The organism is Candidatus Enterococcus murrayae (assembly GCF_017315985.1).
In the GTDB taxonomy this organism is placed as follows: domain Bacteria; phylum Bacillota; class Bacilli; order Lactobacillales; family Enterococcaceae; genus Enterococcus_A; species Enterococcus_A murrayae.
This window is the reverse complement of sequence record NZ_JAFLVR010000031.1, coordinates 25,043-37,896: the sequence shown is the minus strand read 5'-3', so window position 1 is coordinate 37,896 and position 12,854 is coordinate 25,043. Positions and strand designations below refer to the sequence as shown.

Below are 12,854 nucleotides of genomic sequence, written 5' to 3'. Positions count from 1 at the left end.
AACTTTATGCTATACAGCTATTTTGGTTGGAGGGGATACAGCATAAGAATATGAATGAGGAGGATTTCGTCAATGGAGTTAACAAAATTGCAAAATGGTTCAGATATTCGTGGAATCGCTATCAACGCTGAGGATAAAGTAAAAAACTTAGGTACTGAGGAAGCACAGCTGATTGCGAAGGGCATTCTTAATTGGCTGGCAGATAAAGGGGTAAAACGGCCATTTAAAATTGGGATCGGGCATGACAGTCGTTTAACTGGACCAGAGTTAAAGGGTGCGATGATCACAGTTTTTGAAGCGGCTGGTTGTGAGGTCTTGGATTTTGGGCTAGCAACAACACCTGCTTTATTTATGGCAACTCAATTTGAGGAATTCGCCTGCGATGCCGGAATCATGCTGACGGCTAGCCATTTGCCATTCTATTTCAACGGCATCAAGATTTTCAGTCAAACCGGCGGTGCGGAGAAAAGTGATATCGCATACATTTTGACCCATACAGACGCAGGTGAAACAGCGGTTGGAAGTGTTAAGAAAGCGGATCTGCTGTCTCGTTACGCGGCGGATCTTGTTGAAAAAATCCAACAGAGCGGCAGTGAACAACCATTGAAGGGCCTAAAAATCGTTGTGGATGCTGGGAACGGTGCTGGAGGCTATTTTGCTGATAAAGTACTGGCTGTCCTTGGTGCTGATACAAACGGCTCACAGTTTTTAGAACCTGACGGCCATTTTCCTAATCATATTCCGAATCCTGATAATAAAGAAGCGATGGCGAGTATCAAACAGGCTGTGCTGGCTAATCAAGCCGATCTCGGTGTGATTTTTGATACGGATGTCGATCGTTCAGCGATTGTTTCAAAAGATGGACAAATGATCAATCGCAATAATTTGATCGCTGTTTTATCCGCAATCGTCCTACAGGAACATCCGGGCAGTACGATCGTGACCAACTCACCGACCTCCGATCATTTGAAAAACTTTATTGAAGAAAAAGGCGGCAAGCAATATCGTTACATCTCCGGCTATCGGAATGTTATCAATAAAGCGATTGAGCTAAATGAAAACGGCATTGATTGTCAGCTAGCGATTGAGACCAGCTCTCACGCAGCTTTTAAAGAGAACTATTTCTTAGATGATGGTGCATATGTGATTGCGAAGGTACTGATGCTTCTGCCGAAATTACAAGAAGAAAATCGTGAGTTGACCGATTTGATGGCTGAGCTGGAACAGCCGGTGGAAACCTTGGAGATTCGTTACACGATCAGCGGCGAGGATTATAAAGAAGCTGGCCAACGGATGATCGAGAAATTCCGTGCGGAGCTGCCAAAGCAAGCAGGCTTTGCGGAAAATTCTGAAAACCAGGAGGGCGTACGCTTTTCTGTCACTGAGCCGTTTGGAAAAGGTTGGATGCTATTACGCTTGAGTCTGCATGAACCATTACTGGTAATGCAGGTGGAGAATGATCAAGCCGATCAAATTCAAAAGCAATTACCGATCTTTCGTGAAATTTTAGCACAAGACACACAGCTTGATTTAACGAAGCTGGATCAACAATTGAATAAGTAAGATTACTTGCAAAAAAGGCCCCTTCGTCTGATGATTAGAGTCAGATGAAGGGGCTTTGCCAGTTTTTCTTCCCGCTTTGGCGTGATTAGAAAAATGTATTCATCGCAAAGGAGTTAGCTGCGAGTTCAACTTTTCGCGAGGTGACAGCCTAGCGACTGAATGCGACTAAAAGATAAGACTAAAGATTCCAGAATAGGAGAGAGAATTATGCACATTACACTTGATGATACAGCCAAAGAAAAAATTTCTGCACACTTAAATGCGGACAAAATTTTACTATTAACTTTTGAAGATGGTGTAGGACCGTATTCGCAGCATGCGATGATTCATATGCAGACGCAATTTTCTATCAATATCATTTCGGCGGAAATGGAAAAGAGTACGTATGATGAAAAAATTCAATCAGAGATCGGTGATTTTTGGATCAAAGGATATTCAAAGGAAGACCTGCAGGAAGAGATGACAATCAAGTTTAATCCGCGTTTGAGTACGTTTAGTTTATCAGGCGAAGGCGGAATGATCGATGATAATTTAGGTTTTATTGATTTTACGAAAAATTAATTTAAAAAGGATCGTCTTTCATTTTTTTTCTGTTCTTTGATATGATGGAAACAGAAAGCGGGGGAATAGAATGGCAAAAATCATGATCGTGGAAGATGAAGCGGTGATTCGCCAATTGATCGGTGAGGAACTAACCAAATGGAGATTTGATGTTTATCAAACAACGGACTTCAACAGCGTGTTTGAGGAATTTGAGCAGATCACTCCACAGCTGGTGTTATTGGATATTAATTTGCCGGTTTACGATGGGTACTATTGGTGTCAAAAAATTCGTGAAGTCTCTAAGGTTCCGATTATTTTTATTTCTTCCCGGAATACGAACATGGATCAAATCATGGCGATGAACATGGGAGCAGACGATTATATTACCAAGCCGTTTCAAGTGGATATTTTAGTTGCAAAGATCAATGCACTGTTGCGCCGCTCTTATAACTATGCTGAAAGCGGTGAGGAATTAGAGCACAATGGCATCACCTTGAATATTGACAACAGCAGTATGACTATTCAGGATGAAGTTGTCGATCTTAGTAAAAATGAATACCGTCTGCTCTTTATTCTAATGAAGCAGCATGGAAAAATATTAAGTCGAGATAAATTGTTGCGGGCTTTATGGGATGATGAACGCTTTGTTGATGACAATACACTGACCGTTAATATCAATCGTCTGCGTCGGAAGATCGAACAAGCTGGAATTGATGATTACATTCAAACGAAGGTCGGACAAGGATACATTGTCCCATAAGGAGCCGCTATGACATTTATCAAGTATTTAAAGGATCGCCTGCTTGTTTTATTAGGGTGGGCCGTTTTAAGTCTATTGCTGATTTTTATGGTTTGGCTGACACCTGAAATGCATAACTTCTGGGACAATCTGAGCTACCTATTGGTTCTGCAATTATTTTTAGTGTTTCTCTTTTTTACGATCGATTATTATCGGCGAAAAAAGTGGTATAAGGAATTCGATAAACAAGAGGATTCTCATTTGCAGCATTTTGTTGAGTCAGCGACGAACAGTGAAGAGTGGATGATTCAGGAATATGTGAATCAGCAGGTACGAGAACATCACTTGATGCTGGAGCAGCTATTAAATAGTCAAAAGGATCAAAAAGATTATATGGATTCTTGGATTCATGAGATAAAGGTGCCGCTGGCAGCAGTTGATTTGATTTTAAACGCGATTGAATTTGATATTCCTGATGAGAAGTTTGTCCTGCTGCAAAATGAAATTCAGCAAATCGACGAATACGTGGAACAGATACTTTATTATTCTCGTTCGGATGAATTCGTGAATGATTATTTGATTCAAGAGTATTCATTGAAGAAAATTATCCAGCCAATCATTCGCAGCCAAGCAAATTACTTTATCCAGAAAAATCTGCAACTGACGTTAACAGAAAATGACGCGAAGGTTCTGACGGATGCGAAATGGATCGAATTTATCTTCCGACAATTATTGAGTAATGCAATCAAGTATACGCCGGATAATGGTAGGATCACTATTACGATCGAAACAAAAAGTGCGGGCAGCTCATTGATTTTGGAGGATAACGGCGTTGGTATCCCGCCGGAGGACCTGGGCCGAATTTTTGATAAGGGCTTTACTGGTGAAAATGGGCGAAAAGCGCAGCAGCATTCCACTGGCTTAGGCCTCTATTTAGCTAAGAAATTGGCAGAAAAACTAGGGGTCGTTTTAACCGCAAAATCAACCATGAATGGAGGAACAATGATGACGCTGTTTTTCCCTCGATTAGATTATTATCATGAAGAGCGGTGATTTTTTAGTTTTTAATTGCCAAATTCCCCTTTTTTCGCTAAACTGTTCCAGTTGTGAAAAATTAACTGGCTGTACAGACTAGCTTTTTCGGCAATAAGCAAAAATCTTGGTAAATCTGAGGAGCGATTTCTCAAGATTTTGGAGTTATTGCTCAAGCTAATTCCTATTTAGGAAATCATTTTTCGAAAAACGCGAAAAATGAATTTGGTCCTCGTCACGCATACCATTCCACTAATCACGCTAAAGCGTGAAGTGGAACTGGCAAAGCTGAACGAGTCTGTTCTGCTTTTATAAAAAGGGAGTAAGTATATGAGTATTTTGATCGCCCTAATACCGATGGTAGCATGGGGAAGTATTGCTTTGGTGAGCGGGAAGTTGGGCGGCGACGCCAACCAGCAAACCTTGGGAATGACGATGGGGGCTTTCGTTTTTGCGATCGCGACCTATATTATTGTTCAGCCTGCAATGAGCAGCTGGATAGTGTTAATTGGTTTCTTGTCAGGATTCTTTTGGTCAATTGGTCAGAACGGTCAGTTTCATGGGATGAAATTTATGGGTGTTTCGGTCGGGTTGCCGATCTCAACCGGCTTTCAATTAATTTTGAATACCGTCGCCGGTGCAGTGTTCTTCCATGAATGGACAAAAACGAAAGATTTTGTTTTCGGCTTTATCGCATTAGCGCTGCTTGTCCTTGGTGCGTATTTAACAGCACGTAAAGATGATGAGAGCGGTGTTCAAACAGATAGCAGCATGTTAAATTTCGGCAAAGGCTTTCGTGCTTTGATTATTTCAACGCTGGGCTATGGTGTTTACACGGTTATTATTACGTGGGCAGGTCTTGACCCATTAGCAATCATCTTGCCGCAAAGTGTCGGTATGCTTGTTGGTGCTGGATTCTTTGCTTTTCGCAAGACGAAGGTCGATCGCTATGTATGGCGTAATATGGCTTCTGGTTTATTGTGGGGGATCGGAAATGTTTGCATGCTGCTAAGCGTGCAGAATATCGGTTTAGCGATTGGTTTCTCATTATCACAAATGGGAATTATCATCTCAACTTTAGGTGGGATTTTCCTTTTGGGCGAACGCAAAACCAAAAAAGAGATGTACTATGTCATTATCGGCTGTCTGCTGATTATTGTCGGCGGCGTCGTGTTAGGATATATGAAGGCATAAAAAATAAGCCTGCCTTTGAACCAACCTTCAATAGGGGAACGGTTCAAAGGGCCAGGCTTATTTTTTATTGTTCGGAATTTAATTCCATTAATTTTTGTTTTAAGTCGTTTTCCATGTTTCCGATCTCGATCTCGGCAACATGACGTCGTTCGCGACCTTCTTTTTGAATCCGTAGAGTTTCTTCCAAAGTTTCTACTAGATCGTTTTGTGTTTGCTGCAGCGTATCTAGATCGACGATTCCGCGTTCGTTTTCTTTGGCCGTTTCGATCGTTGAAATCTTCAGCATTTCTGAATTTTTCTTCAATAGGTCATTCGTTGTTTCAGATACTTGACGCTGCGCCGTAGCAGCATCCTTTTGACGTAATAATGTCAAGGCGATCGCTACTTGGTTTTTCCATAAAGGAATCGCCGTATTGATCGATGCTTGAATCTTCTCAGCCAATGCTTGGTTGGTGTTTTGAATCAAGCGAATTTGCGGTGCTTGCTGGATCGTAATTTGACGCGCTAATTTCAAATCGTATGTTCGTTTGTCTAAACGATCTAGGAATTGCGTGTAGTCATTAACGACTTGAACGTCCATCTGATCACCGGAAGCTTGCGCTTTTTCTGTTGCGGCAGGAATTGTTGTAAGCTTCATTTCTTCGATCTTCAATTCCGCTGCAGCGATATAGATGTTCAATGCATCAAAGTAATCCTTGTTTTTGTTGTAAAGAGTCTCGAGCATTTGATTGTCGCGTAGTAAACCGTCCTTTTCGACGTTCAATTTTGTCGCGATTTTATCGATTTGTGCACCGATTTTTTGATATTTGGTAGTGATCTCATAAATCGATTGTTTTACTTTACCAAACATTTTTTGGAAAATATTGCCTTCGCCGACACGTAGTTCGTCAGGATTGGCTTCGTTTAAGCGATACATCAATTGGTTCAAAGAATCACCAATAGGGCCAATATCCTGTGAAGATACGGTACTCAGCATTGATTGTGAAAATTCACTTAATTTTGTTTGGGCTGTTGAGCCATAGCTGATTACAGCCTGTGAGTCATTGACATCGATTTTTTTGGCAAGCTCGCGTGCTTGTGCTTGGCGTTCTTCAGGTAGTTTATCCACTAAGCGGTCCGCTTGTTCCTGCGACTGCAGGTGGGAGATTTCTTGTTGCTGGACCGGGGTTAACGAATCGGTGCCAAAAGGGTTGCTAAGCAGGTCGTCTAAAGTACTATCGACCGGTTTGGTCTCTGGTTTATTTTCTGGTTCCATTGTGTGTCCTCCTGTTCGAAAAAAATCTAGCTTAAGCTAGATTTTTTTGTTAATGATTAGCTATTTTTTTTGTTTATTTTGTGGACAAATCAGGATCGTGATCTAGATTTTTTTTCGCGATCGAGATCTCAACATCCATATCTTCTAAATCTTCAGAGACGAATTGTTGATAGTCTTTCACGATTAAATCAGCCATTTGATCAATGATCTGTGCGCTTTCTTCTAGTTTACCATAAACTTCTTTTGACTTGACCTCATGTCCGTTGATTTCGACATAATTATCAGTCAAATCGACGATATTCGGCAAGTGTGTATAAAGAAATTGACTAGCCTCAGGTAAACGTTTTGGATCCTTTACTAATTCCTTGAATAACGCTTTGGCAGCCTTCAACGTATCATGACGCAAATCGATCGCTTTCAGCTTGGCATTTTTTTGGATATTTTGCTGCAGACGCAACACTTGTTGTTTCGATAGATTCATTGTTTCACGGAACAATTCGATCTCGCGTTCACTCATACCCAGTTTTTTATAGTAAGCTTCCTTTTCTTTCGTAAGAAATGGCAATTCTTCTTTTTGCGGCCGAACTTTTCTACCCTTAAATCCACGATAAATCAGCCAAAAGCCAACAACCAACATTAAAAAGATGATATAGTCGCCAAAGTCTCCCTCAAAAAAGGAGAGAATGCCAATTGCAGCGATGATGATAGGGAATATTTTCCTTCGCATAATAATCCTCCTAGTCTAGTAATAACCCTTCACATTATTTATTCAAATTACTTGATTTCTTTACACGCTCATCATAGCATGAATTTCTATAGAAATAGTATCGGACTAAAGATGGATTTTTCAGATTTAGAAAAAACATAAGAATTTTCTGTGATACAATAAGGCAGAACCATCTAGGCTGAGCTATTTGCCAGTGTGTATTCCTCTTTGGACTTTGTTCAACTAGCGGAAAACGGATGTCAGCGGCGATAAGAGAAGTTGTTTTAAACGGTTTATTTTATGAAACTGGCGCTCACTTGCTTTAGCAAAACTAGGTGGATAGTCTGCGCAGTGAAAGTTGAATTCTTTAAGTATGGAAAAGAAAGACAGGTGTCTCAATGTTAGAGTATAAAGATTTTGAAGAGAAGACCATAGAACGCAAGGAAATATTTAAGGGAAAGATCATTGATGTTTATTTAGATGATGTCGCTTTACCGATGGGCGGAACCGCAAAACGCGAATTAGTTTTCCATCATGGCGGTGTAGGAATCATTCCTATTACAAAAGAACATAAAATGATCATGGTCAAGCAATTTCGCAAGCCCTTGGAAAAAGTCGTATTGGAGATTCCCGCAGGAAAAATTGATCCTGGTGAAGGACAGCATCCAGAAAAAACAGCGATGCGGGAATTAGAAGAAGAGACGGGATATCGTACCGAAGAATTAACCTACATAAATGAAATGTATCTATCACCAGGATTTTCCAATGAGAAATTATACATCTACGCTGCGACTGATTTGGTCAAAGTTGAGAATCCGCGACCACAAGATGAGGATGAAGTTTTAGAGCTTTACGAATTGACGATGGCTGAAGCGAAGCAAGCGATCCAAGATGGATTGATCTGTGATGCTAAGACAATTTTTGCCGTTAATTATTGGGAATTGCTACAGTATAAGCAATAGATTTAGAGGATTAGCCGACACGGTATAAAATCAAATTCATTTCCTAGGAAAACGGAACCCATTTAGTATGATTAAGGAGAGGATCACGCATGAGCCAATCACCCCTGGTGACGCGCAGCGAATTAAGGAAGCGAAAAGAAGAGCAGGAGCGTGTAGCAGAGGAACAACGTAAAGCTGCTGAGCGAGCCTATGAAAAAAGAGAAAAAGAGATCAGTACAGTCTATCGTAAGGAATTGAAAAAGAACAAGCCTGTCACAAAGTCTCGCAGCAGCGAGCGAGTGAAGCAAAAAGAGCGCAGCAGCTTTTTGAATAAGGCGATTATTTTTGTTTTACTGCTTTTGATCGTAGTAATGTTGGCTGTATTCTTTATTTAGCCTGTGAATTAAACGAAAAAAATTAATAAGAAATAGGGGAATCGTTATGAAAATCGGTATTATCGGTGCAATGGAACCAGAGGTAAGAGCATTAAGAGAAAGTTTAGATCATCCTTTATCTTGGGAGCAGTCAGGTGCATTGTTTATCTCGGGCGGATTAGGCAATCATGAAGTGATTGTCGTGCAATCAGGGATTGGTAAAGTTTTGGCTTCAATTACCACTTCTGTTTTGATCCAGCAATATAAGGTCAACATGGTGATCAATACCGGGACCGCTGGCGGAATCGGCGAAGGTTTGGCGATCGGCGATTTAGTCATTGCGGATAAAGTAGCCTATTTTGATGTGGATGCAACGACATTTGGTTATAAGATTGGACAAGTTCCTGGAATGCCGCTTTATTATGATGGCTCCACCTATCTGAAGGGTGAAATGCTGGAAGCCAGCAAAAAGATGGGACAATCTGCTCATGTTGGATTGATTGTTTCCGGCGACACGTTTGTCAGCAGTCCAGTCAAAATTAGTGAGATTAAAACCTCGTTCCCTGATGCCTTAGCCGTTGAAATGGAAGGGGCTGCGATTGGGCATACCGCCGCACAATTTGGTATTCCATTTTTAATCGTGCGCGCCATTAGCGATACTGCCGACAGCGAAGCTACTGAAACACACGAAGAATTTGTAAATCGTACAGGTACATTGTCTGCTCAACTTGTCATGGAGTTTGTAAACCATTTAAAATAGGAATGTGCAGCTTGAGGGATTTTTAACAGGAGGAGGAACTTGCATGCGAGCGTTACTTTCAATTGATTACACCAATGATTTTGTTGCAACTGACGGAAATTTGACGACTGGTGAGGCTGGCCAAGCGATTGAACAAGATCTGGTCTCTATAACAGAAGAATACTTTCAGCAAGGAGACTTTATCGTCTTCTCTATTGATGGGCATGATCCGAGTGATCAATACCACCCGGAAAATAAACTTTTCCCGCCGCATAATGTGATTGGCACTAGCGGACGTGATTTGTATGGATCACTAGCAGATTTCTATCAAACCAATCAAGCAGAAAAAAATGTTTATTGGATCGATAAGCGTCACTATTCAGCCTTCAGTGGAACAGACTTGGATATTCGCTTGCGGGAGCGCGGTATTACCGAGCTTTGTTTGACGGGTGTTTGTACAGATATTTGTGTGCTGCATACAGCAGTGGATGCCTACAATTTAGGCTATCAATTAGTGATACCTGAAAAAGCCGTCGCAAGTTTTGATGCGACGGGTCATACTTGGGCATTGAATCACTTCAAGAATACGTTAGGTGCAAAGCTTATTTAAATGAAGGCCGCCACGAACGCTAAATGTTCATGGCGGCTTTTTGTTATAAGTAATCTGGAATAAAGGTGGAGAAATCCTCAATGATACCATCTGGAGCTAAACCTTCAGCAGCAAAAACAGCACGATTTTTCCCCTCTGGATCGATTGCTACGATTGTTCCGATCTGGGCATTGTGGGCCGCTTGCAATCCTGAATAGGAATCCTCGATCACTAAACAATTTTGCGGATCAACACCGATTTTTTCGGCTGCGATCAAGAAAATGTCTGGAGCAGGTTTGCCGGGAAAACTTCCTGTATGATAGACCATTTTTTTGTAGTCGAACCACTTACCTAAGTTTAGATAATCAAAATAGAAATCCATATTGATCTTTGGCGATGCAGAAGCGATCGTCATAGGGATTTTTTCTCTTTTTAAATAATCCAATACTTCGAGTAAGCCCTTCGTAAATTCTTTGTGAGCCGAACTGGCTAAGACGGAATCCCGGTAATAGGCCTCTTTCTCATCAGATAATTTCTGTATTTCTTCCTCACTTAAATCCTGTGAAATAAAATGACGCAGGATCACATCATTGGTTTTTCCATGAATATTTTTTAGAATGTCTTCTTTTGTCATTTCCTTATTTGAATAGTTTTGGATCAGATATAGCCAAGCAGCTTCATGGAGATCAGAATCCATAAACATTGTCCCATTAAAGTCAAAAATGATACCCTTCATACATAGCCCTCGCTTTTTTCAAGATAGTCTTAGTTTAGCATGTTTTGAAAATGGTTGATGAAAAAGATGGGATTATTTGCAACTTCAAATCAATCACTTTATAGTAATAAGGAATGAATAAATGGAGATGAAAAGCATGTTGGACTATTTAGTGATTGCACTTTTTGCTTTTGTCGGCGGAACAGCACGCTATTGGTTGGGGATATGTCTCCCTGCAGTAGGAGATTTTCCCCTTGGAACGCTGGTGGCGAATGTATTAGGCTGTTTTCTTTTTAGCTGGATCGTTAAACACATTTTGACTGATATTGATATTTCTGCTCGGCTCGTTTTAGGATTGGGAGTGGGCTTCTGTGGAGCATTGACCACATTTTCTTCTTTTGCTTTAGATACGATGAAATTGGTTCAAGCAGGAGAAATTGGGCTAGCCTTTTTATATTTATTGCTATCAATTGTCGGCGGATTTGCTATGACGGTGCTTGGTGAAGCACTCTACCACAGAAGGGCGGTAGGGGAATGATCGAGTCTTTATTAGTGGGCAGCGGAGCAGCAATCGGCGCGATGCTGCGTTTTACCTTGAACAATTATTTTGAACGACAGACGAAGCGGCTGCCAAGAGCCACCTTCTTCATTAATTTGACGGGAAGCTTTCTATTAGGTGTTTTCTTTGGTCTGCATCTTTCTGATCCGGTGTATTTATTTTTAGGAACAGGAATCATGGGCGGGTATACTACCTTTTCCACCTATAATTTTGAATTATTTGTTTTATGGAAAAATGATCGGCCAATGTTTTACCGTTATCTGTTTGGCTCCTATGGTATCGGTCTGCTGCTGAGTTTTATTGGTATCGTGATTGGATCAACCGTGTGAAAATGAGTGGCAGAAATCCTGCTGCTCTTTTTTGTTTGATTGAATAAGCATTTAACAGTTCCTCCTAACTGACTTTCATTTGTTCATAAAGCATCTCCACTGTGATTGGCAAGAACATCACAGTTTTTTTTTCGAGCATAAGTTTTTTTGTGATGAAAGCGCATACTAAAAAATTTTGTGGATGCTAAACTTACGATGTAATTAAGAAAGGAGGATAGCGAATGATCATTACTGATAAGATGTTTTACCCGGAATTGATTGACGTTTATGATGGCGAAAGTGCGCTGGACACGTTGGTTGATTATGCTGCGAACAGATTAGCAGAGCTGGGATTTATTGAAACAACCTATCAAAAGGCTTTGAAGGAACGGGAGCGAGAATACCCGACAGGCTTGCAGACACCTTCACTTGCCGTAGCGATCCCTCATACGGATCCTAGTCATATCAAGCAGCCTTTTATCTACATCATTAAATTGGCAAATCCAGTAACGTTTGGACAAATGGGGACGACCGATGAGTTTGTTTCAGCAAAGTACGCTTTTTTTCTAGGCTTTGATAAAGGTGAGGATCAGTTACAGTTATTACAAAAGCTGATGGCGATGTTTATGGATGAAACGGTAATGCTGCGATTGGAAAAAGAGGTTGATAAAAAGGAAATTTTAACACTGGTAACGCAATTTTTTAAAGCAGAAAGGGAGAAGTGAGAAATGAGAATTCACGATATTTATGAAGCACCTTTTATTCAGGAAATGTGCGAAGTAACGAAAAATCTGTGGCGCAATGGTTGGGATGAACGCAATGGAGGAAACATCAGCTATATGCTAGACGAATCCGAAGTTCGCTTTTATCTGGATCTAAATCATGTGATCAAAGAACAGGAATTAGATTTTGAGGTCAAAGAATTAGCCGGAAAAATTTTCTTAGTTTCCGCTTCAGGCAGCTACTTCAAAAATATTTGTAAGAATCCAGCGAAAAATTTGGCCATCGTTAAAATTTCGGATGATGGAAAAAGCTTCAACGTTTTATGGGGACTGGAAGATGGGGGGGTGCCAACTAGTGAATTAGCTTCGCACTTGAAATGCCATGCCGTTCGTTTGGCTCAGGATCCGGATCATCGTGTGATTTTACACTGCCATTCGATTGCGATCTCAGCGATGACCTTTATCCATGATCTGGATGAAAAGAAATTTACTCGATCCTTATGGGAAATGATTACGGAATGTTTAGTTGTTTTCCCGGATGGCGTTTCAGTTCTGCCTTGGATGGTAGCAGGAACGGTTGAACTGGGCCTTGCATCCGCTGAAAAAATGCATGATTCACGTGTAGTGATTTGGCCGCATCATGGCATCATGGGAGCGGGTCAATCGATGGATGATGCTTTTGGACTTGTTGAAACCGTTGAAAAAGCAGCCGATATCTACATGCGTGTGGCACAGGTACCAGGCGGCTTTAAGCAGAGAATTACAAGTGATCAATTATGGGATTTAGCTGAGCGCTTTGGCGTCACACCTAAAGCTGGTATTTTGGAAGAACGAAGTCGATAAAGAAATAAAAAAGAGAAAAAAGAGTGCAGGAG

General features: G+C 40.9%; 16 protein-coding genes. 13 read left to right on the top strand and 3 right to left on the bottom strand.

The window, feature by feature from the left end:
* Nucleotides 1–72 precede the first annotated feature (72 nt).
* The 5 genes from JZO85_RS13675 (at nucleotide 73) to JZO85_RS13655 (ending at nucleotide 5,071) form a co-directional block, all read left to right on the top strand.
* Complete coding sequence (locus tag JZO85_RS13675) at nucleotides 73–1,563, top strand: phosphohexomutase domain-containing protein (RefSeq protein ID WP_207109106.1); 1,491 nt, start codon at nucleotides 73–75, stop codon at nucleotides 1,561–1,563.
* Between the two features lie 207 nt (nucleotides 1,564–1,770).
* The gene (locus JZO85_RS13670; RefSeq protein ID WP_207109105.1) at nucleotides 1,771–2,124 is read left to right on the top strand and encodes an iron-sulfur cluster biosynthesis family protein; all 354 of its coding nucleotides are present in this window, start codon (nucleotides 1,771–1,773) and stop codon (nucleotides 2,122–2,124) included.
* Between the two features lie 70 nt (nucleotides 2,125–2,194).
* Nucleotides 2,195–2,866 (top strand): two-component system response regulator SapR, encoded by a 672-nt coding sequence (gene sapR / locus JZO85_RS13665; RefSeq protein WP_207109104.1) that lies wholly within the window; start codon nucleotides 2,195–2,197, stop codon nucleotides 2,864–2,866.
* 9 nt (nucleotides 2,867–2,875) lie between these two features.
* Nucleotides 2,876–3,898, top strand: coding sequence for a two-component system sensor histidine kinase SapS (sapS, locus tag JZO85_RS13660; protein ID WP_207109103.1), 1,023 nt, complete (start codon nucleotides 2,876–2,878; stop codon nucleotides 3,896–3,898).
* A gap of 309 nt (nucleotides 3,899–4,207) precedes the next feature.
* Nucleotides 4,208–5,071 (top strand): GRP family sugar transporter, encoded by an 864-nt coding sequence (locus JZO85_RS13655; RefSeq protein WP_207109102.1) that lies wholly within the window; start codon nucleotides 4,208–4,210, stop codon nucleotides 5,069–5,071.
* A 64-nt stretch (nucleotides 5,072–5,135) separates the two neighbouring features.
* Here JZO85_RS13655 and JZO85_RS13650 read toward each other — a convergent pair whose 3' ends face one another.
* Both JZO85_RS13650 and JZO85_RS13645 read right to left on the bottom strand, forming a co-directional pair.
* Nucleotides 5,136–6,326, bottom strand: a complete 1,191-nt coding sequence (locus JZO85_RS13650) for a toxic anion resistance protein (protein ID WP_207109101.1) — start codon at nucleotides 6,324–6,326, stop codon at nucleotides 5,136–5,138.
* Between the two features lie 73 nt (nucleotides 6,327–6,399).
* Nucleotides 6,400–7,053, bottom strand: a complete 654-nt coding sequence (locus JZO85_RS13645) for a 5-bromo-4-chloroindolyl phosphate hydrolysis family protein (protein WP_207109100.1) — start codon at nucleotides 7,051–7,053, stop codon at nucleotides 6,400–6,402.
* 377 nt (nucleotides 7,054–7,430) lie between these two features.
* Here JZO85_RS13645 and JZO85_RS13640 point away from each other — a divergent pair, with 377 nt between their 5' ends.
* The 4 genes from JZO85_RS13640 (at nucleotide 7,431) to JZO85_RS13625 (ending at nucleotide 9,696) form a co-directional block, all read left to right on the top strand.
* Nucleotides 7,431–7,994: an NUDIX hydrolase gene (locus tag JZO85_RS13640; RefSeq protein WP_207109099.1), complete on the top strand. Its 564-nt coding sequence runs from the start codon at nucleotides 7,431–7,433 to the stop codon at nucleotides 7,992–7,994.
* Nucleotides 7,995–8,083: 89 nt separating this feature from the next.
* On the top strand, nucleotides 8,084–8,368 hold the full coding sequence (gene macP, locus JZO85_RS13635) for a cell wall synthase accessory phosphoprotein MacP (RefSeq protein WP_207109098.1): 285 nt from the start codon (nucleotides 8,084–8,086) through the stop codon (nucleotides 8,366–8,368).
* Nucleotides 8,369–8,414: 46 nt separating this feature from the next.
* On the top strand, nucleotides 8,415–9,107 hold the full coding sequence (locus tag JZO85_RS13630; protein ID WP_207109097.1) for a 5'-methylthioadenosine/adenosylhomocysteine nucleosidase: 693 nt from the start codon (nucleotides 8,415–8,417) through the stop codon (nucleotides 9,105–9,107).
* A gap of 43 nt (nucleotides 9,108–9,150) precedes the next feature.
* Nucleotides 9,151–9,696, top strand: coding sequence for a cysteine hydrolase family protein (locus JZO85_RS13625; RefSeq protein WP_207109096.1), 546 nt, complete (start codon nucleotides 9,151–9,153; stop codon nucleotides 9,694–9,696).
* Between the two features lie 43 nt (nucleotides 9,697–9,739).
* Here JZO85_RS13625 and JZO85_RS13620 read toward each other — a convergent pair whose 3' ends face one another.
* Nucleotides 9,740–10,411: an HAD family hydrolase gene (locus JZO85_RS13620; RefSeq protein WP_207109095.1), complete on the bottom strand. Its 672-nt coding sequence runs from the start codon at nucleotides 10,409–10,411 to the stop codon at nucleotides 9,740–9,742.
* 136 nt (nucleotides 10,412–10,547) lie between these two features.
* Here JZO85_RS13620 and crcB point away from each other — a divergent pair, with 136 nt between their 5' ends.
* The 4 genes from crcB to rhaD all read left to right on the top strand — a co-directional run bounded on the left by crcB (nucleotide 10,548) and on the right by rhaD (nucleotide 12,822).
* Nucleotides 10,548–10,928, top strand: a complete 381-nt coding sequence (crcB, locus tag JZO85_RS13615) for a fluoride efflux transporter CrcB (RefSeq protein ID WP_207109126.1) — start codon at nucleotides 10,548–10,550, stop codon at nucleotides 10,926–10,928.
* Nucleotides 10,925–11,278 (top strand): fluoride efflux transporter FluC, encoded by a 354-nt coding sequence (locus JZO85_RS13610; RefSeq protein ID WP_207109094.1) that lies wholly within the window; start codon nucleotides 10,925–10,927, stop codon nucleotides 11,276–11,278. The genes crcB and JZO85_RS13610 overlap by 4 nt, the downstream gene beginning before the upstream one ends.
* Before the next feature lie 221 nt (nucleotides 11,279–11,499).
* Complete coding sequence (locus JZO85_RS13605) at nucleotides 11,500–11,982, top strand: PTS sugar transporter subunit IIA (protein WP_207109093.1); 483 nt, start codon at nucleotides 11,500–11,502, stop codon at nucleotides 11,980–11,982.
* A 3-nt stretch (nucleotides 11,983–11,985) separates the two neighbouring features.
* Nucleotides 11,986–12,822: a rhamnulose-1-phosphate aldolase gene (rhaD, locus tag JZO85_RS13600; protein WP_207109092.1), complete on the top strand. Its 837-nt coding sequence runs from the start codon at nucleotides 11,986–11,988 to the stop codon at nucleotides 12,820–12,822.
* Nucleotides 12,823–12,854 lie beyond the last annotated feature (32 nt).

What these genes read in the sequence shown, in the direction of transcription:
- JZO85_RS13675 (WP_207109106.1), top strand. Translation starts at nt 73, where the DNA reads ATGGAGTTAACAAAATTGCAAAATGGTTCAGATATTCGTGGAATCGCT.
- JZO85_RS13645 (WP_207109100.1), bottom strand. Translation starts at nt 7,053, where the DNA reads ATGCGAAGGAAAATATTCCCTATCATCATCGCTGCAATTGGCATTCTC.
- sapR (WP_207109104.1), top strand. Translation starts at nt 2,195, where the DNA reads ATGGCAAAAATCATGATCGTGGAAGATGAAGCGGTGATTCGCCAATTG.
- sapS (WP_207109103.1), top strand. Translation starts at nt 2,876, where the DNA reads ATGACATTTATCAAGTATTTAAAGGATCGCCTGCTTGTTTTATTAGGG.
- JZO85_RS13605 (WP_207109093.1), top strand. Translation starts at nt 11,500, where the DNA reads ATGATCATTACTGATAAGATGTTTTACCCGGAATTGATTGACGTTTAT.
- JZO85_RS13625 (WP_207109096.1), top strand. Translation starts at nt 9,151, where the DNA reads ATGCGAGCGTTACTTTCAATTGATTACACCAATGATTTTGTTGCAACT.
- JZO85_RS13610 (WP_207109094.1), top strand. Translation starts at nt 10,925, where the DNA reads ATGATCGAGTCTTTATTAGTGGGCAGCGGAGCAGCAATCGGCGCGATG.
- rhaD (WP_207109092.1), top strand. Translation starts at nt 11,986, where the DNA reads ATGAGAATTCACGATATTTATGAAGCACCTTTTATTCAGGAAATGTGC.
- JZO85_RS13650 (WP_207109101.1), bottom strand. Translation starts at nt 6,326, where the DNA reads ATGGAACCAGAAAATAAACCAGAGACCAAACCGGTCGATAGTACTTTA.
- JZO85_RS13630 (WP_207109097.1), top strand. Translation starts at nt 8,415, where the DNA reads ATGAAAATCGGTATTATCGGTGCAATGGAACCAGAGGTAAGAGCATTA.
- JZO85_RS13655 (WP_207109102.1), top strand. Translation starts at nt 4,208, where the DNA reads ATGAGTATTTTGATCGCCCTAATACCGATGGTAGCATGGGGAAGTATT.
- macP (WP_207109098.1), top strand. Translation starts at nt 8,084, where the DNA reads ATGAGCCAATCACCCCTGGTGACGCGCAGCGAATTAAGGAAGCGAAAA.
- JZO85_RS13670 (WP_207109105.1), top strand. Translation starts at nt 1,771, where the DNA reads ATGCACATTACACTTGATGATACAGCCAAAGAAAAAATTTCTGCACAC.
- JZO85_RS13640 (WP_207109099.1), top strand. Translation starts at nt 7,431, where the DNA reads ATGTTAGAGTATAAAGATTTTGAAGAGAAGACCATAGAACGCAAGGAA.
- crcB (WP_207109126.1), top strand. Translation starts at nt 10,548, where the DNA reads ATGTTGGACTATTTAGTGATTGCACTTTTTGCTTTTGTCGGCGGAACA.
- JZO85_RS13620 (WP_207109095.1), bottom strand. Translation starts at nt 10,411, where the DNA reads ATGAAGGGTATCATTTTTGACTTTAATGGGACAATGTTTATGGATTCT.